15 protein-coding genes are annotated in these 19,902 nt (G+C 66.6%); 7 read left to right on the forward strand and 8 right to left on the reverse strand.

Features of this window, described 5'->3' with window-relative positions; translation table 11 throughout:
- Window positions 1–87 precede the first annotated feature (87 nt).
- Window positions 88–1,509 (reverse strand): B12-binding domain-containing radical SAM protein, encoded by a 1,422-nt coding sequence (locus MKAN_RS01285; RefSeq protein ID WP_023364442.1) that lies wholly within the window; start codon window positions 1,507–1,509, stop codon window positions 88–90.
- 453 nt (window positions 1,510–1,962) lie between these two features.
- Window positions 1,963–2,133, reverse strand: coding sequence for a hypothetical protein (locus tag MKAN_RS30935; RefSeq protein WP_165800781.1), 171 nt, complete (start codon window positions 2,131–2,133; stop codon window positions 1,963–1,965).
- A gap of 143 nt (window positions 2,134–2,276) precedes the next feature.
- On the opposite strand from MKAN_RS30935, the gene hrpA reads away from it, so the two are divergent.
- Window positions 2,277–6,251, forward strand: a complete 3,975-nt coding sequence (gene hrpA, locus MKAN_RS01295) for an ATP-dependent RNA helicase HrpA (RefSeq protein WP_023364446.1) — start codon at window positions 2,277–2,279, stop codon at window positions 6,249–6,251.
- Between the two features lie 176 nt (window positions 6,252–6,427).
- A complete protein-coding gene (locus MKAN_RS01300; RefSeq protein ID WP_023364448.1) occupies window positions 6,428–7,924 on the forward strand; it encodes an FAD-dependent monooxygenase in 1,497 nt (498 codons plus the stop codon).
- A 59-nt stretch (window positions 7,925–7,983) separates the two neighbouring features.
- On the opposite strand, the gene MKAN_RS01305 is transcribed toward MKAN_RS01300, so the two are convergent.
- Entirely contained in the window at window positions 7,984–8,589 is a 606-nt protein-coding gene (locus MKAN_RS01305) for a Crp/Fnr family transcriptional regulator (protein ID WP_023364450.1), read from the reverse strand.
- Window positions 8,590–8,810: 221 nt separating this feature from the next.
- On the opposite strand from MKAN_RS01305, the gene MKAN_RS01310 reads away from it, so the two are divergent.
- Window positions 8,811–10,580 carry an adenylate/guanylate cyclase domain-containing protein gene (locus tag MKAN_RS01310; protein WP_160937895.1) on the forward strand — a complete coding sequence of 590 codons (1,770 nt, stop codon included), beginning with the start codon at window positions 8,811–8,813 and terminating at the stop codon, window positions 10,578–10,580.
- Window positions 10,581–10,650: 70 nt separating this feature from the next.
- Here MKAN_RS01310 and MKAN_RS01315 read toward each other — a convergent pair whose 3' ends face one another.
- A complete protein-coding gene (locus tag MKAN_RS01315; protein WP_225722826.1) occupies window positions 10,651–11,529 on the reverse strand; it encodes an LOG family protein in 879 nt (292 codons plus the stop codon).
- A gap of 472 nt (window positions 11,530–12,001) precedes the next feature.
- Window positions 12,002–12,979, reverse strand: coding sequence for an NAD(P)H-hydrate epimerase (locus MKAN_RS30170; protein ID WP_160937892.1), 978 nt, complete (start codon window positions 12,977–12,979; stop codon window positions 12,002–12,004).
- 737 nt (window positions 12,980–13,716) lie between these two features.
- On the opposite strand from MKAN_RS30170, the gene MKAN_RS01325 reads away from it, so the two are divergent.
- Complete coding sequence (locus MKAN_RS01325; protein WP_023364459.1) at window positions 13,717–15,504, forward strand: PE family protein; 1,788 nt, start codon at window positions 13,717–13,719, stop codon at window positions 15,502–15,504.
- 69 nt (window positions 15,505–15,573) lie between these two features.
- On the opposite strand, the gene MKAN_RS01330 is transcribed toward MKAN_RS01325, so the two are convergent.
- Complete coding sequence (locus tag MKAN_RS01330) at window positions 15,574–16,341, reverse strand: fructosamine kinase family protein (protein WP_023364461.1); 768 nt, start codon at window positions 16,339–16,341, stop codon at window positions 15,574–15,576.
- Between the two features lie 85 nt (window positions 16,342–16,426).
- Window positions 16,427–17,056, reverse strand: a complete 630-nt coding sequence (locus MKAN_RS01335; protein WP_036395828.1) for a nitroreductase family protein — start codon at window positions 17,054–17,056, stop codon at window positions 16,427–16,429.
- 148 nt (window positions 17,057–17,204) lie between these two features.
- Between MKAN_RS01335 and MKAN_RS01340 the strand changes: the two genes are divergently transcribed.
- Entirely contained in the window at window positions 17,205–18,167 is a 963-nt protein-coding gene (locus MKAN_RS01340; protein WP_225722827.1) for a carbohydrate kinase family protein, read from the forward strand.
- Between the two features lie 52 nt (window positions 18,168–18,219).
- On the opposite strand, the gene MKAN_RS01345 is transcribed toward MKAN_RS01340, so the two are convergent.
- Window positions 18,220–18,813 carry a TetR/AcrR family transcriptional regulator gene (locus MKAN_RS01345; RefSeq protein WP_023364467.1) on the reverse strand — a complete coding sequence of 198 codons (594 nt, stop codon included), beginning with the start codon at window positions 18,811–18,813 and terminating at the stop codon, window positions 18,220–18,222.
- 311 nt (window positions 18,814–19,124) lie between these two features.
- On the opposite strand from MKAN_RS01345, the gene MKAN_RS01350 reads away from it, so the two are divergent.
- Window positions 19,125–19,418, forward strand: coding sequence for a type II toxin-antitoxin system Phd/YefM family antitoxin (locus MKAN_RS01350; RefSeq protein WP_023364469.1), 294 nt, complete (start codon window positions 19,125–19,127; stop codon window positions 19,416–19,418).
- Entirely contained in the window at window positions 19,415–19,816 is a 402-nt protein-coding gene (locus MKAN_RS01355) for a type II toxin-antitoxin system VapC family toxin (RefSeq protein ID WP_023364471.1), read from the forward strand. Before MKAN_RS01350 ends, MKAN_RS01355 begins: the two co-directional genes overlap by 4 nt.
- The last annotated feature ends 86 nt before the right edge of the window (window positions 19,817–19,902 follow it).

The raw sequence follows: 19,902 nt of genomic DNA on the forward strand, positions 1-19,902 counted from the left end.
GATCGGATGGCCCGTCGCGAAGCATCTGGCTTTGGGTTTTGTGCGGTCGGCGCGACTGATAGCTCCGTCGATGTCTCGGCCTACCGCTCAGGCGATTTGGCGTGCGGTGGCGTTGTCCCATTCGTCGAGGCGGGCGAGGAAGAACGCTTCGGCTTCGTCGAAGGTGATGTCTTCGTCGGGGGCGATGCGGGCGACCACATCGGCGTAAACCCGTGCCGCTTCCGGGTCGACGAAGTCCCATTGACCCAGCGGCCATTCCGCGCTCAGATAGCCTGCCTCCGAATATGCCTGGTACAACGGCGTTCCCGGATACGGGGTGATCCGGCCCATGAACTTGAAAGGCTGGGTGTATTTGGTTGCCCGCAGCAGGCGGGCGGTTTCGCGTAGCTCCTCGGGGCGCACCGTGGGGTGAAACATGATGGTCCCGGGGATCACGTCGATTCCCAACTGCTGCAAAGCGTTGATGGTGTCGGCGGCGTCTTGGCCACGGCTGAGGATCTGCTTGCGGTAAGCGCGCAACTGGTCGTAGGAGCCGGTCTCCAACCCGACGAACACCCGGCGCAGACCCGCCCGGTGCAAGTGTTTGAACAGGTCGAGGTCGACGACCGAGTCCAGCCGGATATCGATCATGAAGTTGACGTCGATACCCCGGCCAAGCATCGCGGAGGCAAACTCGACCGCGCGCTGCTGTGAACCGGGATGCTTGGAGACGAACAAGTCATCGGTGATCGACAAAAACTGGATATCGAAATCCGAGACCAGATAGGCGATTTCATCAACAACCGCATCCACCGACTTGACCCGGTAACTGGTGCGGCCCAACATCGCCGACACCGCCCCGGTCCCGCAGAACGTGCAACGATACGGACAACCCCGGGTGGTGAACACCGACGCGGCAAAACCATCGCCGAGCACCGTCGGCAACTCCTCCCGAGCCGGCCATGGCAATTCGTCCAGATCAACCAGACCAGACGGCGAGCACACGATCCGGCCCTGTTCGTCACGGCGCGCTAGCCCCGGAATACCCTCGACCCCAGCACCATTGGCCACCGCCAAGGCCAACTCGGTAAACGTCACCTCCCCGTCGCCGACCACGACGAAGTCGAAGCAGTCATACTCACCCAGAATGCGCTCGTAGTTCAGTGTGGCGATCACATTGCCCAACGCGATCTGCACGCCCTCCCAGCACTGACGCGCCCGCCGGGCCAACCACAGCACCTCGGCGAAGGTGTCGATACACGAAAAGCCCACCAACCGAGGCACGCCCGACACCGTCGCTGCGGCCTGCATCGCCTGCCACGTCTGCTCCACACACTCATGCCCGGCCACCAACCCATTGACCGTCGCGACCTCGAGCCCACGCGCCTTGGCATAAGCCTTGATCGACATCATCCCCAAATGCTCCATCGGCATCGAGGAATACACCCACGGATCGCCGAGTTTCTGCTCGCCGACATAGGTTCGCCCGTTGGCACGGACCCCCGGAGGATTGACCAGCAAAACCGTCACGCCACCACCCGACCCACACCATCAGCCAGCAGCGAGCACCCGCTAACAACCGACCGCCACGATGCGGGCTGCCCAGGCACATCGCGCAGCCGGACTTCCACTGGCGGTGATGTCTCAAAACCGTTCTCAGCCATTACATCGTCACTTCTTGGCAATGCGCAATCTCAGCCATGCCAGGCGGTAGGGATTTCGTCTTATCTTTCCCTTACTCCCCAAGGCGGTCTGTCCACCGATCGACCGATACGTTTGATGGATACCATGTCCGCCAATCGGGGGACACCGCTTCGGTGCAGAAATCTAGCGGCCGCCGAAACATTTCGGCGCCGGCGGACGGTGGCCGCCAGCCTACGAAATTGTCGCCGTGCGTCGTCGGGCCCCAAATGCCCGCATCGCAACAGAAGGTACGAAATGCGACAGGCCGGTGCCGATAGTCGCAGCGCCTTGCTGATCCGGCTAATCGGGCGGCTCATCCTCCGAGCCACCCGGTGCAGCACGTTCCCGGTCGCTGGGTTTGCCCGGTACGCCTTCGGCCTCGCGTTCCTCGGCGACCTTCTCATCGAGCCGGTCGACGATGTTCTCCAGCTTCTGAGAGTGGTCCAGGTGGTCGCTATCGAATTCAGTCATAACTGCTTCCGTTGAGGTCGGATCTTCCGGTCGGCCCGCCGTAAGGCCTTCGCCACCCCATACCCTGCCGCACGCGGTTGGTAACGCCGGGCGGCGGTCGGACGCCCGGTTGGCCACCTGAGGAGTGTCGCCGAGGCAGCCGGATGGCGCCTATCCTGGCCGGCGTGTCCGAGCCGTCCGTCGAAACGTCTAGGGCGAATCTACGCAGCCGACTCGACGGTCTGACCATCCGCGACGCGGCGCGCCTGGGCCGGCGCCTGAAGAACCTCCGCGGTGCCAAGCCCGACAAGCTGCGACAGCTCACCGACCAGATCGCGGTGGCGGAAGCTCTGGTGGCCGCGCGGCACGCGGCCGTCCCGACGATCACCTATCCTGACCTGCCGATCAGCGGGCGACGGGAGGAGATCGCCAACGCGGTGCGGGCGCATCAGGTGGTCGTCGTTGCCGGCGAAACCGGTTCGGGAAAGACCACCCAGCTGCCCAAGATCTGCCTCGAGCTGGGCCGCGGCATCCGCGGAACCATCGGACACACCCAGCCGCGACGGCTGGCCGCGCGCACCGTCGCGCAACGCATCGCCGACGAGTTGCACACCGCGCTTGGTGACGTGATCGGCTACACCGTCCGATTCACCGACCAGGTCAGCGACCGCACCCTGGTCAAGCTGATGACCGACGGCATCCTGCTCGCCGAGATCCAACGTGACCGCCGCCTGCTGCGCTACGACACCCTGATCCTCGACGAGGCCCACGAGCGCAGCCTCAACATCGACTTCCTGCTCGGTTACCTGCGTGAGCTGCTGCCGCGCCGCCCCGACTTGAAGGTGATCGTCACCTCGGCGACGATCGAGCCGCAGCGCTTCGCGGCGCATTTCGGTGGAGCCGACGGCGGGCTCAGCGTCCCGATCGTCGAGGTGTCCGGTCGCACGTACCCGGTGGAAATCCGTTACCGCCCATTGGAAGTCGTCGTCTCGCCCGGCACCGCGGATGATCCCGACGATCCCGACCACGAAATCGTGCGAACCGAGACCCGCGACGAAATCGAGGCGATCGTCGACGCGATCGGTGAACTCGCGGCCGAACCGCCCGGCGACATCCTGGTGTTCCTGTCCGGTGAACGCGAAATACGCGACACCGCAGAGGCTTTGACTGGTTTGAGAAATACCGAGGTGCTTCCGCTGTACGCCCGGCTACCCACCGCCGACCAACAGAAGGTGTTCGCGCCCCATACCGCACGCCGCGTGGTGCTGGCGACCAACGTGGCCGAGACGTCGCTGACCGTGCCCGGGATCCGCTATGTCGTCGACCCCGGCAACGCCCGCATTTCGCGCTACAGCCGCCGGTTGAAGGTCCAGCGGTTGCCCATCGAACCGATCTCGCAGGCGTCTGCCGCACAACGGGCCGGGCGGTGCGGTCGGGTCGCTCCCGGCGTGTGCATCCGCTTGTACTCCGAGGAGGACTTCGCGGCCCGCCCGCGCTACACCGACCCCGAGATACTGCGGACAAACCTGGCCGCGGTGCTGCTGCAGATGGCGGCGCTGCAGCTCGGCGCCCCACCCGGCTATGTCGAGAACTTCCCGTTTCTCGATCCGCCCGACCGGCGCAGCATCCGCGACGGTGTGCAGCTGCTGCAGGAGCTCGGCGCGTTCGACCACCATGGCGCGATCACCGACCTGGGCCGTCGCCTGGCGCGGCTGCCGGTGGACCCGAGACTGGGCCGGATGATCCTGCAGGCCCAGACCGAGGGCTGCGTGCGTGAGGTGCTGGTGCTGGCCGCGGCGCTGACCATCCCCGACCCGCGGGAGCGCCCGTCCGACCGCGAGGAGGCTGCCCGCCAGCGGCATGCCCGGTTCACCGACGAGCACTCCGACTTCATGTCCTACCTCAACCTCTGGCGCTATCTGCGTGAGCAGCGTACGGAGATGTCGGGCAACGCTTTTCGGCGGATGTGCCGTGACGAATTCCTGCACTACCTGCGCATCCGCGAGTGGCAGGACCTCGTCGGGCAGCTCCGCAGCATCGCGCGCGACCTCGGCGTGGCTGAGTCCGGGGTCGAAACCGACGAGCCCGACCCGGCCCGCATCCACGCGGCGCTGGTGGCCGGGTTGCTGTCACATGTGGGGATGCGCCGCGAGGATGACCGCGAGTATCTGGGTGCGCGCAACTCGCGGTTCGTTCTGGCGCCCGGCTCGGCGCTCGCCAAGCGGCCGCCGCGCTGGGTGGTGGTGGCGGAGCTGGTGGAGACAAGCCGGCTGTACGGGCGGACCGCCGCGCGTATCCAGCCGGAAGTGGCGGAGCGGGTCGCCGGGGACCTGGTGCAGCGCACCTACAGCGAACCGCACTGGGACGCCAGCCGCGGCGAGGTGCTGGCCTACGAGCGGGTGACGCTCTACGGCCTGCCGCTGGTGGCCCGTCGCCGCGTCGGATATGCCCGCGTCGAGCCGCAGGTGGCGCGGGAATTGTTCATCCGGCACGCGCTGGTGCAGGGCGAGTGGCAGACCCGCCACCATTTCCTGCGCGACAATGCACGGTTGCGGGCCGAACTCGAGGACCTCGAGGAGCGGGCCCGCCGCCGCGACCTGCTTGTCGCTGACGACGATGTCTACGCACTCTACGACGCCCGCATCCCCGCCGATGTCGTCTCGGCGCGCCACTTCGACGCATGGTGGAAGACGCAGCGGCGCAAGACGCCGGACTTGCTGACGTTCCGTCGCGACGACCTGCTGCGCGCCGACGATACTGCCGGTGCCGATCGGCCGCACGTATGGCAGGCGGGCGATGTCGCGCTGCCGCTGACATATCGGTTCGAGCCCGGAGCCGCCGACGACGGCGTCACAGTGCATGTCCCGATCGACGTGCTGGCACGTTTGGGTGGCGACGAGTTCGCTTGGCAGGTACCGGCGTTGCGGGAGGAGCTGGTTACCGCGCTCATCCGTTCGCTGCCGAAAGACCTGCGCCGCAACTTCGTTCCCGCCCCCGATACCGCCCGTAGGGTGCTGGCCGGGATCGACCCGGGGCGGGAGCCGCTGCTGATGGCTTTGCAGCGTGAATTGCGCCGCCGCACTGGTGTTTTGGTCCCGGTCGACGCATTCGATCTGGACCGGCTGCCGCCGCATCTGCGGGTGACCTTTGCCGTGGAGTACGAGGACGGCACCGAGGTGGCGCGCGGCAAGGATCTGCCTGCGCTGCAGCAGCGGCTGGCGACACCGGCTCGGCAGGCCGTTGCGGATGCGGTCGCGGGGGAGATGGAACGAACCGGGTTACGCGCCTGGCCCGACGATCTGCCCGAGGTGCCGCGGGTCGTGGAGCGCACGGTCGACGGTCGCACCGTGCGGGGTTTTCCGGCTTTCGTCGACGCGGGCGGTGCGGTCGACCTGCGCGTGTTCGCCACGTCGGTCGAGCAGGAATATGCGATGGGTCCGGGTATCCGGCGGTTGCTCCGGCTCGGTATGACCGCCCCCCTCAAAGCCATTGACCGGCAACTGGATCCGCGAACACGCCTGGCGCTTGGCGCGAACCCGGATGGCTCCCTGTCCGCGCTGCTCGACGACTGCGCCGACGCGGCGACGGACACGCTGATGGCCGCGCCGGTGTGGACATTTGACGAGTTCACCGCGCTGCGCGATCGGGTGGCGCAGAATCTCGTGCCGATGACCGCCGACATCGTGGGCCGAGTCGAAAAGGCGTTGTCCGCCGCGCAGGAAGTGCAGCTGTTACTGCCCGCCGAACCGCCTGCGGCACAGACCGATGCGATCACCGACCTCCGCACGCAGCTGGACCGGCTGTTGCCACCTGGGTTCGTCACCGCCACCGGACGCGCGCATCTCGGCGACCTCACCCGCTACCTGACCGCCAGCCGCCGACGCCTCGAACGGCTGCCGTACGCGCTCGAGGCCGACCGGGCGCGGATGCAGCGGGTGCACGCCGTGCAGGACACCTACCACGAATTGCTGCGGGGGCTGCCCGCGACACGGGCGGCAGCCGCCGATGTCCGGGACATCGCGCGTCTGATCGAGGAGCTGCGAGTGAGCCTGTGGGCCCAGCAGCTCGGCACCCCGCGGGCGGTCAGCGAGCAGCGGATCTATCGCGCCATCGACGCCGTGTGGTCTCAGCGGCCGTGATGTAGACACCGCTGTTTCCGTATTTCCCACTCTCACCATATACGGCACCTGGGGGCTTGCGGCAAGACCCCGGTCATGCCGCAAAATCACTGGCCGGGGCCAAAACTCATGGAATTGGGGGGCGAAAATTGCGGGTGCTGTCGGGGGCAAATGAGTCGCACCGAGAGGCCACTCCGGTGGCCGACCATGCGGTGCTGGTGGCCGGGGCGGGACCGACTGGGCTGATGTTGGCCGGCGAATTAGCGTTGGCAGGAACCGACGTTGCCGTTATCGAGCGCCGCGCCGACCAGCAGCTCACCGGCTCGCGCGCGGGCGGTCTGCATTCCCGTACCATCGAGGTCCTCGATCAGCGCGGAATCGCTGAGCGATTCCTCGCACACGGGCAGCTCGCCCAGGTCGCAGCGTTCTCTCAAATCCGTCTGGACATCAGCGACTTCCCGACTCGGCACCCGTATGGGCTGGCGCTATGGCAGAACCACATCGAGCACATCCTGGCCGACTGGGTCGGCGAGCTGGCGGTGCCGATCTATCGCGGATGTGAGGTGACGGGCGTCGCCCAAGACCACACCGGCGTCGACCTCAGGCTGGCCGACGGCCGGTTGTTGCGGGCGCAATATCTGGTCGGCTGCGACGGCGGCCGAAGTGTGGTCCGCACGGCAGCCGGGATCGGCTTTCCGGGATGGGATCCGACAACCAGTTACCTGATCGCCGAAGTCGAAATGACCTTCGGGAATGGCGAGGAGCCGGAGTGGGGCATCCGCCACGACGCGCTCGGTGTCCATGCTGTCAGCCGGAGCGACGACGGGCGGACGATGCGCGTGATGGTGACCGAACGGCACCTGACACCCGCAGGCGAACCCACGTTGCGTGATCTGCGCGAGGCACTCGTCGCGGTATACGGTACGGATTATGGGATCCGCAGGGCCGCATGGATTTCCAGGTTCACCGATATGGCGCGGCAGGCCGCGGCCTATCGCAGCGGCCGGGTCCTGCTGGCTGGTGATGCCGCGCACGTGCATCACCCGGTAGGCGGACAGGGTCTCAACACCGGTGTGCAGGATGCGGTGAACCTGGGATGGAAGCTGGGTCAGGTGGTTAACCGGATATCACCTGACAGTCTCCTGGACACCTACCATGCCGAACGGCACCCGGTGGCTGCTCGTGTGCTGCGCAACACCATGGCGCAAAGTGCCCTTCTTCGCCACCTGGATGACCGCACCAAAGCTTTGCGCGGCACCGTTGCCGAACTCCTCAGCATGGACGAGCCTCGCAAGCGATTCGCCGCGATGATGTCGGGCCTGGACATCCGTTATGAGTTTGGTGACGGGCATCCGCTGCTGGGTCGCCGCATGCCCGATCTGGACGTAGTCACCGCGGACGGCCCGGCACGGGTATTCACCCTGTTGCATCGTGCCCGTCCCGTGCTACTCAACTTAGCTGACTCTGACGACTTCGACGGCACACCATGGGCCGATCGTGTCCAGCTGATTGACGCGAAATATGCTGGTAAATGGGAACTTCCGGTGATTGGTGCGGTCAGACCGCCGCGCGCGGTATTGATTCGGCCCGACGGGCATGTCGCCTGGGTGGCGGGCGGGTCCGGCCTTGGGCTGCGCGCGGCCCTCACCGCCTGGTTCGGGCAACCGCGTGCTGCGAGCGCCTCGACATGGTAGCGGCCGGTGACAACATGCGAGCCGGTGGCTGGGACCGGACCGGGGCCGGGCTGATTTCCTCACGATTGCGCGGTGCCGTTTCGCTCGATCCAGTGGACGAGCGCATCCTCCAACGCGGCCGCGACGGTCACACCGGCGCTGCTGGCGGCCTGCTCGAACCGGTCGACCAGATCCGCCGGTGCCGAGGCGTTTACCTTGGCCCGCGTCGGCTTTGGCTTGGCCGGCTGGACAGCGGCCGTCGGCGCATGTCGCGCCACAGTTGCGTCCATGGTTTCACGCAGGGCGGGAATCACGTCCAGCAATCTGGCGAGATCATCACGCTCGATACGCAGCACCTCGGCCGGACCGGTCGTCGTTACCGTCGCAGACCGCAGTTTCCCACGGCGGAGCACAGATTCGCCGATCACCTCACCCGGCCCCAACACGGCGACGGGATCCCGGCCCACGTATACCCGCGCCTCCCCGCTGAGCAGGATATAGCAGGCGTCGGCCGGAGTCTGCTCATGAATCATCGGCCAGGGCTTGGACGTCGAGGTGTGATGGGCTACTCGGGCAAGCAGCTCCAGCTCGGCATCCGAGAAGTTGTCGAATGCGGTGAACTCGCGTAGCCGATGGGCGTAATCCCCGTAACGGGCGTCTGCCCCAGATCCCGCATCCGACTTCATAGTGCGCTCCTGACGTGCGATGTGACCCGGCATCGGGAGCCTACGCCCTGTTTCCGGTGGATTCCCGGGCCGGCACGCGAGCGAGCGGCGACCAGAATGTGGTCTGCTACACCTGACGCGTCGTGCCACCTCGCATCGCGCCCGCCACCGGTCTAGAGTTCCGGTCGATGCGTCGTACGTGGACCTGGACATTCGACCTGCCACCGGATGAGTTGTGGCCGGTGCTCGCCGATACCAACCGGTTCAACGAAGCGCTCGGATTGCCGCCCTACACGCTCGAAGAGACCCCACTTGCCAACGGTACGGTCCGGCGCCGCGGGCAGGCCAGGGTTGCGGGCTTCTTGTTGGAATGGGAGGAAAAGCCGTACGAGTGGATCTCGGGTCGGCACTTCCGCCAATCGCGCGTGTTTACCAAGGGGCCGTTTCGTCGCTTCGGCCCGGTCTTCGATATCGAGCCGGACGGTAACGGGGGCTCGCGTGTCACCTATGCACTCGAATGGGAGCCACTGAGCTTGGTCGGCCGCCTTTTCGGCGCGCGGCTTGCGGCCCAGGCGGGCGAAGCGGTGGGAAAACGCGTCCTGGAGGCAGTCGACTTTGCTCGTGGCGATCATGCGCCCAACCGCATGACACCGTTCGTGTTGCCGGAGCCCAAACTGCCCGCCGGTGCCCCCGAGCGGGCTGCGGCGATGGCGGGTGAAATAGACCGCAGCCCCTACGGTAACGGGCTGGGCGCGCGGCTCGCCGACCTTGTCCTGCACGGCATGGCGACCGATCTCACCCGTCTCCGGCCCAAGGCGCTGGCGAGCACTCTCGGCGTTCCTGCGCGCGTGGCGACCGAGGCGTGTCTTGCCGGCGTGAAGGTTGGCTTGCTCGGCATGAAGTGGGATTTGCTCTGCCCCAACTGCCGCGGCACCAAGGTCAGCGTTGCCACCCTGTCCGAGCTGCCCCACGGTGCGCACTGCCCGTCGTGCAACATCGACTACGATCGCGACTTCGAGCGCAACGTCGAGCTGACGTTCGCGCCGGCGGCCACGGTGCGCCCGTTGCCCGGCGGCCGTTTCTGCCTGTCGGGGCCGATGGAGACACAACATGTCGCCGTGCAGGTTCTGCTGGCTGCGGGGGAGCGGCGCGACGTGGCCATCGACCTGCCTCCGGGCTCGTATCGGTTACGCACGCTGCATCCCAACGGTTTCGTCGACATCGATTACCAGTCCGGCGCGTTTCCCGGTCTGCGCATCACCGGGTCGGGTGTCGAGATACTGGACGCCGCGGATCGGGAGGACGCACCGGGCAGGGTGACATTTGTCAATGACGCCGGCTTTGAGCTGGGAGCCTTGATTGAGGACCGAACTTGGGCGCGCGAGACGTTAACAGCGCCAGAAGTGATCTCGTTGCAGGCTTTTCGCGATCTGTTCGCGGAGGCGACGCTGCGCCCGGGCGACGATGCGGGGGTCAGCCAGGTCGTGTTGCTATTCACCGACCTGCGGGGCTCGACGGCCCTCTACGAACGGGTCGGCGATGCCACTGCCTACAACCTGGTGCGCGAGCACTTCACGCTGCTGGCCGCGATCGTGCGAGACCATGACGGTGCGGTGGTCAAGACGATCGGTGACGCGGTCATGGCCTCATTCACCGATCCGGCGCGAGCGGTCCGCGCGGCGCTCGCCATGCAAGCGGCGATCTCCGCGTCGGCACATGCAGGCGGTGGCCTTGTGCTGAAGGTGGGCGTGCATGCCGGTCCCAGCGTCGTCGTGACGCTGAACGACCGCCTGGACTACTTCGGCTCAACGGTGAACATGGCCGCACGCCTGCAGGGCCAGAGTGCCGGCGACGATATCGTGCTGTCGCACGCCGTCGCCAACGATCCCGCGGTACGGGAAATTGTGGCCGACGTGCCCCAGCGGCACGAGACGGTCATGCTCAAGGGCTTCGCCGCCCCCGTCGGGTTTGTGCGTCTGTTGACTTCAGAAGGATCGAATCACCCCGTCTGACAGAGCTTTCCGGACCCTCGGCGAACAAACAGGATTGTCCCTCGATGCCGAACTTGGGCCCCGAACGCACTCAGCTGAGTGGCCGGGTGGCCTTCATCAGAGGTCCGAAGCCGACGGCTTGCATGCGCTCCATCATCTTCGTCGGCGACGGACGTTGCTGCAGCAGCGCATCCACCGCTTCGTCGGGGGTATCGACGATGCGCACCAGTTGGTCAAAGTCCTCAGGTGCCAGCTTCTTGCCGCCAACGAACAGGGCCTGCAAAACCGGCAGCACGGGCAGCTTCTCGGTCCAGAACTCCCGGCCGAGGAAGATCATCGGGGCGAACGCCACCGCATTTCTCGGGTAGTAGTTCTGCGCGGCGTTTTGAAACACTTCCTGGAGTGTGCCCGCCGCACCGCGGGTATAGATGATCCCGTTGGCCGCCAGGGAGAGCAGGATATCTTCGCGAATGCTGTTCTGGAAGTACTTGGCGACGTCCGTAGCGAGCGGTGACATTGGTTCGTTGCCGTAGTACCAGGTGGGAACCGCGATGCTGCGCCCCCCGATGTCGGCGAATGTTTGGGCTATCTCGTATGCGGGCGCGGCCCAATCGTGCAACTGGCGCACGATCTCGGTATCGATCTCGCCGGTGCAGGAGACCACTGTCGCACTGTCGGGCAGCGTCGGCTGGTTCTGCAAGTGTTTCAATGCGTCGGTCACATCTTGGTCCGACGCGTTGGCGAGCATTGCGCCCAAGTGGGTGGCCTCCATGGCGCCGGGCCCGCCACCGCTTGCCACCAGGCAGCCGCACTGGGTCAATGTCCGCGCGATGCGTGCCACATTCGCGTAGTTCGGGGTCACGCGCGTCTCGTCGTGGCCGCCCATGATGGCCACCGTGGGCGACTTGACGCTGTGGAAAAACACCGTGAGGGCGCGCATGATCGAGTGGTCATGCAGCGCTTGCATCATCCCGGCGTAGGGATCGGTGGGACATGCGCCGCCGTTGGCAGTGAAGTACCGGTACGAGCGGAAGTCCAATGTCTCGGCGAAGCTGAGTGGGCGGTGCGGTTCGAAACCGCTCATCAGCTCCAGTGACGTGTACAGCGAGTTGCGGAGCGGCTGAAACGGAACTTCCAGGTTCGGCATCGGAACTCAGCACCTTCATGTCTGGTCATCGGTCGGCTGAACGGGCGCGGACTCCGGTAGACCGCATCGCTTCACCAGAGCAACCGCACCGTTCATGAAATCTCTTGAAGACCAACCTAAAACCAATGCAGCCGGTTTGCCGGCAAACAGTAATCTTGGCGCCGACCAATATCGACCGCCGCTGGGATATGCAGACCTCGGCCATGGACGAGGAACAGGTTCGGCCCCGCTGATCTCACCGTGTAGGACAGATGAATCAGCAAGCGGTACAGAACATTTCGCGGTGGCTACGGCGTCAGACCACCCGCAAGATCGGCGACGCGGAAAAGTCGGGTGGTTGCGGACCGAGTGCGGCGGTGACCGACCGGGGCACCGAGATATCGGCGAGGTAGAGGGAACCGACCTGCGGCGCATTGCGCATACCGATCTTGGGCAGCGCCAACGTCAGTGTTGCATCGGCGCTGACGACATCGCCGGGCGCCTCTCCCGATGTGACGTCAAGTCCGCTGGGCGTGTCCAACGCAACCACCGAACTGGCGGACGTCATCGCGCCGATCAGTTCGGCGGCGCGCCCCCGTGGTGCGCCACGCAGCGAGTAGCCGATCAGCGCGTCCACGGTGAGGTCGGCATCGACGATGGTGTCGCTGGTCGCCACCTTCATGCGCCGCAGAATGTCGAACTGGTGTGCCGGTACCGGGTTCAGCTGGTCTGCTGGACCGCCCAGCGTCACCACGACGTCGACGCCTGCATTGGCGAGATGCCGTGCCGCTACCAGACCGCCGCCCCCATTGCCGCCGGAACCCGCGACCACCGCGACCCGGCCGGGCGCAGCGAGGGTGAGCACCAAACGGGCGAGCCGGTGACCGGCGTTCTCCATCATCTGAATCAGGTCGATACGCAAGTCCTGCATCATCACGCGGTCCACCTCGACCATCTGTTCCCTGGTGAGCCAACCGATGTCGTCGGCAACCACGGCGGGAAACACCTCGCCGGACGGCCCACTCGCGTCGAGCCCGGCCAGTAGGTGGCCCGCGTATCGCGCTGGCCAGCCTTCAGCGCCGCCGTAACGCCGCTCGGCGGATTGAAGCAGCCCGACCAGCTGGCTCCGGGACGGCAACCGCCCGGCGCGGTCCCACAGCCGCGCCTGCAGGTAACCGCTGTACCACAGGGCCCACTCAGGGTCGGCACCGTCGGTGTCGGCATAAGCCTGATGGTGTCGTTCGCCGGTCTCCACCAGCAGGTCTGCCAGTTCTGCCGCAGTGATCGAGATCATGTCGTTGCGCCCATCATGTTGTGGTTCGGCGTTGGGGCACCGAAGCATTGGTCGCTTGGGAGCCTGACCGCCTTCGGCGGGTTCGGACCCGAAGTGGCATCACTCGTGCGCTTGCCGCCTCGTCCGGGATTTGCGCGGATAGGGTCCGCGATCGTCGCCGCTCAACCGGCTCCGCCTCGATTGTGGCGACCAATCGTCACTCCTGGTGTGGTGCATTCGGGATTCATTGCGGGCCGGGATCACGCTACTCCTGGGAGCCCAACGCTGACATGGGTTTACCTCAGCGCGTGACCCCAGCGTCGGCAACGCGCACATGCTGGCGCCCGGCGGCATTCGGCTTCGACGCGGATTCAACGACCCCGGGGCCGCGACAATGGTTGCAGCACCGGCTATTTCGCTGTTCGCGGTCGCCGAGAGCGCCAGTACGTCGATACCGCCTTCCGACGCCCCGATCGCGTCTCGGCCCGGCAGGCATTCACCGACTGGCCGAGACAGGTTCCGCCATCCTGAGCATCAGCTGTGGACCTACTGAAAACTGGCTGAAAGACCAATCGTGCGACTGAAGCGAAATTACGCTCGCCCTAAGCAGGAAAAGGTCGGTGATCAGCTCTGCCCGCAGCAGGCGGCAGGTTGTTGATGTCGAATCCAATTGCACCACCGCAATTGCCGCAGCGCGCAGGCGCCCATATGGCCGCTGCACCACTGAGTCGTCGAGTTCGGCGGGTGAGGAGATGGCAATGTCGTTTGTGATCGCTGCGCCGGAGATGATCGCTGCTGCGGCCGCGGATTTGGCCACGATGAGCTCGGCGTTGAGCGCTGCGAACGCGGCGGTAGCGGGGCCGACGACGGCGGTACTGGCCGCGGGTGCCGACGAAGTGTCAGCGGCCATCGCGGCATTGTTCACTTCGCACGGTCAGGACTACCAAGCGCTCAGTACCAAGATGGCCGTGCTGCATGACCAGTTCGTGCAGGCATTGACGGGATCAGCGGGCTCCTACGCCGGCGCCGAGGCCGCCAACGTCTCGCCTCTGCAAGCCGTGGAGCAGGACCTGCTCAATGTGATCAACGCGCCGACCCTGGCCGTGCTGGGTCGCCCACTCATCGGCAACGGCGCGAACGGGGCCCCGGGAACCGGGGCCAACGGCGCGCCCGGCGGCCTGTTGTACGGCAACGGCGGAGCCGGCGGGTCGGGGGCGCCCAACCACAACGGCGGCAACGGCGGGGCCGCCGGGTTGATCGGCAACGGCGGCGCCGGCGGGGCGGGCGGAAACGGCGGGATAGTCGTCGGCACGGGCGGCAACGGCGGGTCCGGCGGAGCCGGCGGCCTGCTGTTGGGCAACGGCGGCCATGGCGGAGCCGGGGGGCTCGCCTCCGGCAACAACCTCGGCGGCGCGGGCGGGGCGGGCGGGACCGGCAGCCTGCTGTTCGGCGCCGGCGGCGCCGGAGGGGCCGGCGGGTCCAGCGGTAACGGTCTCGGCGGGGCAGGCGGAGTCGGCGGAACCGGTGGCGCGCTGTTCGGGACCGGCGGCGCCGGCGGTTCGGGCGGGGCCGGCGACCTCGGAAGCGGCGGCGCCGGTGGAACCGGGGGTGCCGGCGGCTTGGTGGGCGGCGCCGGCGGTGCCGGCGGGAGCGGCGGAGCGGGCAACGTCAACGGCGGAACCGGCGGCACCGGCGGAACCGGCGGCCTGCTGTTCGGCAATGGGGGCCACGGCGGCACCGGCGGCGTAGGTCTGACCGGTGCCGGCGGGGACGGCGGGGCCGGCGGCAACGCCGGCATGCTGTTCGGTAGCGGGGCGGACGGCGGGGCGGGCGGCGGCGGCCTCACCACCGGCGGGACCGGCGGCGCGGGCGGTACGGCCGCCGCCCTGATCGGCAACGGCGGCACCGGTGGTGGCGGCGGCGCCGGCGCCGCCGCCGGTAAAGGCGGGATCGGTGCCGCGGGTGGGCTGGTCGGCAATGGCGGAGTCGGCGGAAACGGCGGAGACGGGGTCGGCATGGTCGGCATTGGCGGGGCCGGCGCGGCCGGCGGCAAGGCGGGCTTGTTCTTCGGCAACGGCGGGGCCGGTGGGTCCGGCGGCACCGGCAACCAAAGTGCGGGCGCCGGCGGTGCGGGCGGCAACGCCGGCTTGCTGATCGGCGTCGGCGGAGCCGGGGGAGAAGGCGGGATCGGTGGGATCACCGCGGGCAAGGGCGGCGCCGGTGGCACCGGTGCCCTGTTGATCGGCAACGGCGGCGACGGCGGCGACGGCGGAAACTCCTTCCAGGGCAACGGCGGCGACGGCGGAATCGGCGGTAACGCGGGTCTGTTCGGTGGCGGGGGTACCGGCGGCGCCGGCGGCGGGAGTGGCAGCGGCGGGGGCCCGGTCGGTAAGGGCGGCAACGGCGGCAACGGCGGCAACGCCCAGCTAATCGGCAACGGTGGCAGCGGCGGCAACGCCGGGCCCGGCGTTCCCCCCGGCGTTCCGGGTGCCGGCGGCACCGGGGGGCTGTTGTTCGGCGCAACCGGGGTTAACGGGTTGGTCTAGCCACTCGACCGAGTCCGCATCGGTTGCCCAGGCCCCCCGACAACTGATTTCGCAATGTGACCAGGAACGTCAGGGGGCCAACGCGGCGCGGGCGGCGGCATGCGTCTGTCGTGCATACCCGCCGCCGAACAGGACCACATGCGCCAGTAGCGGGAAGAGCTGGTGTAGCCCGATTCGGTTGCGCCACCCGGGTTTCAGCGATCGCACCCGTTGGTATCCGGCAAGGATAGCGTCGTAGTGCGGGCAGCCGAACAGCGCCAGCATCGCCAGATCGGTCTCGCGGTGGCCGGCGTGCGCTGCCGGGTCGATCAGCACCGCCCCGGTGGGCGTCCACATGAGATTGCCACTCCACAAGTCCCCGTGCAGCCGGGCCGGCTGGTCGTCGTCGTCGAAATCGCCTGTACGGCAACGCTTGACGACACCGTCGATCAGGCTTCGGGTCGACGTATCCAGCCGTGCGGCCGCCAGATCGGCCATCGGGACCAGTCGCTCCTCGGCATAGAATTCACCCCAGCGTTGGTGCCGTCGTAGCGACATCGGCAACGGCTGCGTCAACGGCCCAAAGTACCCCGGTCCGTCCCACCCGTCGGGCCCTGCGCCGAACGCCGGTGCACCCGCGTCGTGGGTGACGGCGAGCCGGCTGCCGAACGTGTATGCCGCTTCCGGGCTCGGTGTCACCGAATCAAGCCGCCGCAGGGTCAGTTGCGTTGCGTTGACTGATACGACCGTGGCGCATGGCACGCCGCCGTCGACATTTGAAAGCCATTGCAGCCCTGCGGCTTCCCAGGCGAAATAGCCGGCGGGCGCGCCCGCATGGCGCTTGACGAACTCGGTCACGCTACTCAGGATCGATGGTCATCTGTCGCACGTCTCCCAACATGGGTCGCCGAATCCATCCCGACAAACGGCCGGCACCCGGTGCCTACCGAAATGCCCGATTGCCGTATCTGTCGAGGGAGACGACTTCTCCGACTGGCCGGCGCGTCGTGGGACCATACTTGCCGATCGGCCAGCCAAGTGGGATGACCGCGCAGGGCGTGACATTCCATGGCAGCCTCAATGCCCGCCGCGCCAGTAGCGTGCTCCACAGCGGCACGGTGATCAATGCCGCACCCAGCCCGGCCGCACGTGCGGCCAGCAGCAGGTTCTGCACCGCGGGAAAAATGGAACCATAAGCGCTGCTCGTCGCGACTGTCGGCCAAGGTGGAATGACGCCCCTGAGGCACGCGACAACGACGACGGGGATCTCCTCGAAATGGTCGGCCTGCCATTGCACGGCCTTTTGCAGCCGAAGCATCTTCTCGTCAGCGCGGCGTTCAAAGGAGCGCTTGTACATCGGGCTGACGAGGCTCATGGCTCTGCGGTTCAAACGGCCCAGTTTCGCGACTATTTCGCGATCCTTGACGACGATGAACTCCCAATTCTGCGCGTTGGAACCCGTCGGCGCCTTCATGGCCAGCTCGAGTAGGTGGAGCACGAGGCTGTCGTCGACGGGATCACTCTTGAGCCGACGGATGGCACGCTGAGTGCGCATCGCCTCTTCGAGTGGCATGGTCAAGGGCTCTTGATGCGCTGTCATGACCACAATTCAACACGGCCGACCCAGGATGCGATGCCGCCGCACCGGCCCCGTCATAGAGTGGCCGCGTGGTTTTGTTGCCCTGGCGAAGACCGCCGCCATCGCCTCATCGGTGCCCAACATGGAAAAGGCGGACCGCCCGATGACCCGAGTCGAGATCGCTGTCGTCGGTGTGCACGTCCTCGACACCCACGTCCTCGGCATCACGTCCATTCCCGAGGGCTCGCAGGGCCAGCTCGTTCCGACGATCAAGATTTCCCCCGCCGGCACAGCGGGCGGTACGGCCGTCGTTCTGAGCCGTCTCGGGGCAGCAGTCCGTTCCTTCGGCGCGATCGGCACCGACGCGATGGGCGACGCCCTGCTGGCGATGCTGTGCCGTGAAGGGGTCGACGTCGGTGGCCTGGTTCGGACGACGGCAACCCAGACCTCGGCGTCGGTCATCCCGGTGCGCTCTAATGGTGATCGTCCGGCCTGGCATTGCGTGGGCGCCAATGCCATGCTTCGGCTCGAAGACCTCAACCTGGACGAGGTGATCCGGTCGTCGCACCTGCACCTGGGCGGTCCCGAGTTTCTCGGGGGTCCGGCGGCCGGCGAGCTGCTGCAGTACGCAAAGAGCAACGGGCTCAGCACATCTGTGGACATTCTCGCGGCAGGGGACCCCGGGCTGCTGCAGTGGATCGCCGACGTCCTACCGCACACTGACTATCTGTTGCCCAACGACGAACAGGTGCTCGGTCTCACCGGCGCGGCTGACGTCTTAACCGGCGCACGTTGTCTGCTGGCCGCAGGTGCCGGCTGCGTGGCGGTGACCCAGGGCAGCAAAGGCGCCGTGGTCGTTTCGGACGCAGAATCCGTCGAAGTGCCCGCGTTTGCCATTGATGTGGTCGACACCACCGGTTGCGGTGACGCGTTCTCGGCCGGATTCATACTCGGGCGCGCACTCGGACGCGACCTTCGAGAAGCGGCTCGCCTCGGATGCGCTACCGCAGCGCACGTCGCCAGCGGAATCGGAACCGACGCCGGCGCATACGATTTCGATGTGATCGAAGCGTTCGCGAGCGGCGATCATAGTGCCACCGCTTAATGAAACGCGGTGGAAGTCTTCATCACACGACGAGGATGTCGGGATAACGAGATCAGTAGTCCTTGATTGTCACGGAGACTCGCGGCGTCGGGTCGTTATCACTGTGGGGGAGCCGCTGCCATGCTGCATCGACCAACGGCTGCAGAAACAGCTCGCCCATGAGCCGCACCAGCACGGCGATCGCCTGCTTTGATTCGTGACGTCCGGTGGAGGCCACTCCGCTTGCACGCAGTTCGGTGACCTCACGGCGAACGTTATCGATCAACACGTCGAGCAGCGGTATCCGCTCATTCTTCTCTAATTCGAACGCCTCACGGCGGATGTAGTTGAGCACCGGGGGGTTTTCGGCCAGCATGCGCTGGACCGCCTCCCGCCGAGCGGTTGCCGCCTCCGCGGGGCCGCCCTGATCGTCAGCTTCGGCGACTGCTTGCCAGAAATAGTCTGCGACGAGCTCGTCGACGGCCCGGCGAAGCCCGGCCTTGGTCTTGAAGTGGTGCTGGACCAGTCCCAGCGTCACCCCGGCCTCGGCCGCGATCGCACGCAACGACACCCGGTCCTCCCCGTACTGGGCGTACAGATCCAACGCCGCATTTCGGATCCGGGCCTTGGCGGTCAGGTCGTCGTTTGTCGCCCGGGGGTTCTGCACACCGGACCTCCTTCGAATGCAGTCGCAGGAATCGTACCTAGACCGCGGAGGGGCTCGGCGCCTAACAGTTCTTCGGCCGCAGAGCGCGATTTCGAACGCCAGTGAGCGCGTAATGGGTCGCAACTGTCTGCGCCGCCGCAATCGATTGATCCAATGACGAGTCGCACCCCCGGACCCATCGTCTCGGAAGGGGTTTGCGGTTGTGACGTTGCGGCTGGTCCCTGAAGTGTCGGTGGCGGCCAGTGCGGCGGTGAGCCATTACGCAACACAGGTGCTACATTGTGTAGCACCTGTTTGCTACATTCGTCGTCATGGGGACCACGATCAGTCAGCGGGAACTCCGAAACGACAGCGGGGCGATTATGCGCCGCGTCGAGGGGGGAGAGCGCTTCACGGTCACCAGGAATGGAATCCCGGTGGCTGACCTGGTGCCCCATGACCGGGCCACGGCAGATCGACGCCGACGATTCGTGCCGGTGGCAGAGGTCGCAGCCGGCCTCAGGCGGCTTCCGGACTGGGACGTTGAACGCTTCGCCGCCGAACTAAGCCGGCTCGACGCCGCGGTGGACGATAGCGATGCCGAGCCCTGGGGCAGCACCCGGTGATCACGGTTCATGAACGCGTGCTGCTGGATACGTCCGTGGTGATCGACTATCCGGCCGACGCGGTAGCTGCTCACGCTGATGCGGCCGCGGTCAGCACAATCACGCTTGCCGAACTGTCGTATGGCCTGCATACCGAGGATCCGCTGCTCAACGCCGCGCGCGAGCAGCGATACCACTGGATCGCCGGTACATTCGAGCCAATACCATTCGACGCGGGCGCCGCACGCATCTACGGGGCTTTGTGCGCGAATGTTCGTGCGGTTGGCCGAGATCCGAAGCCGCGCCGATTCGACGTACTGATCGCCGCGGTGGCCGTCGCTCTCGGGATTCCGCTAATCACCCGCAACGAGCACGACTTCCGGGGCATTCACAGCGCCCTGCGCATCATCACCGTGTAAGAGCAAGGGCAAGTGGACGTGTTCGAACGGTGCTGCGGGCAGTTGGATACTGGTAACCCGCCATATTCGATTCCGTCGTATTCCTG

Origin of the sequence: Mycobacterium kansasii ATCC 12478 (assembly GCF_000157895.3) — a bacterium.
Taxonomy (GTDB): Bacteria; Actinomycetota; Actinomycetes; order Mycobacteriales; family Mycobacteriaceae; genus Mycobacterium; species Mycobacterium kansasii.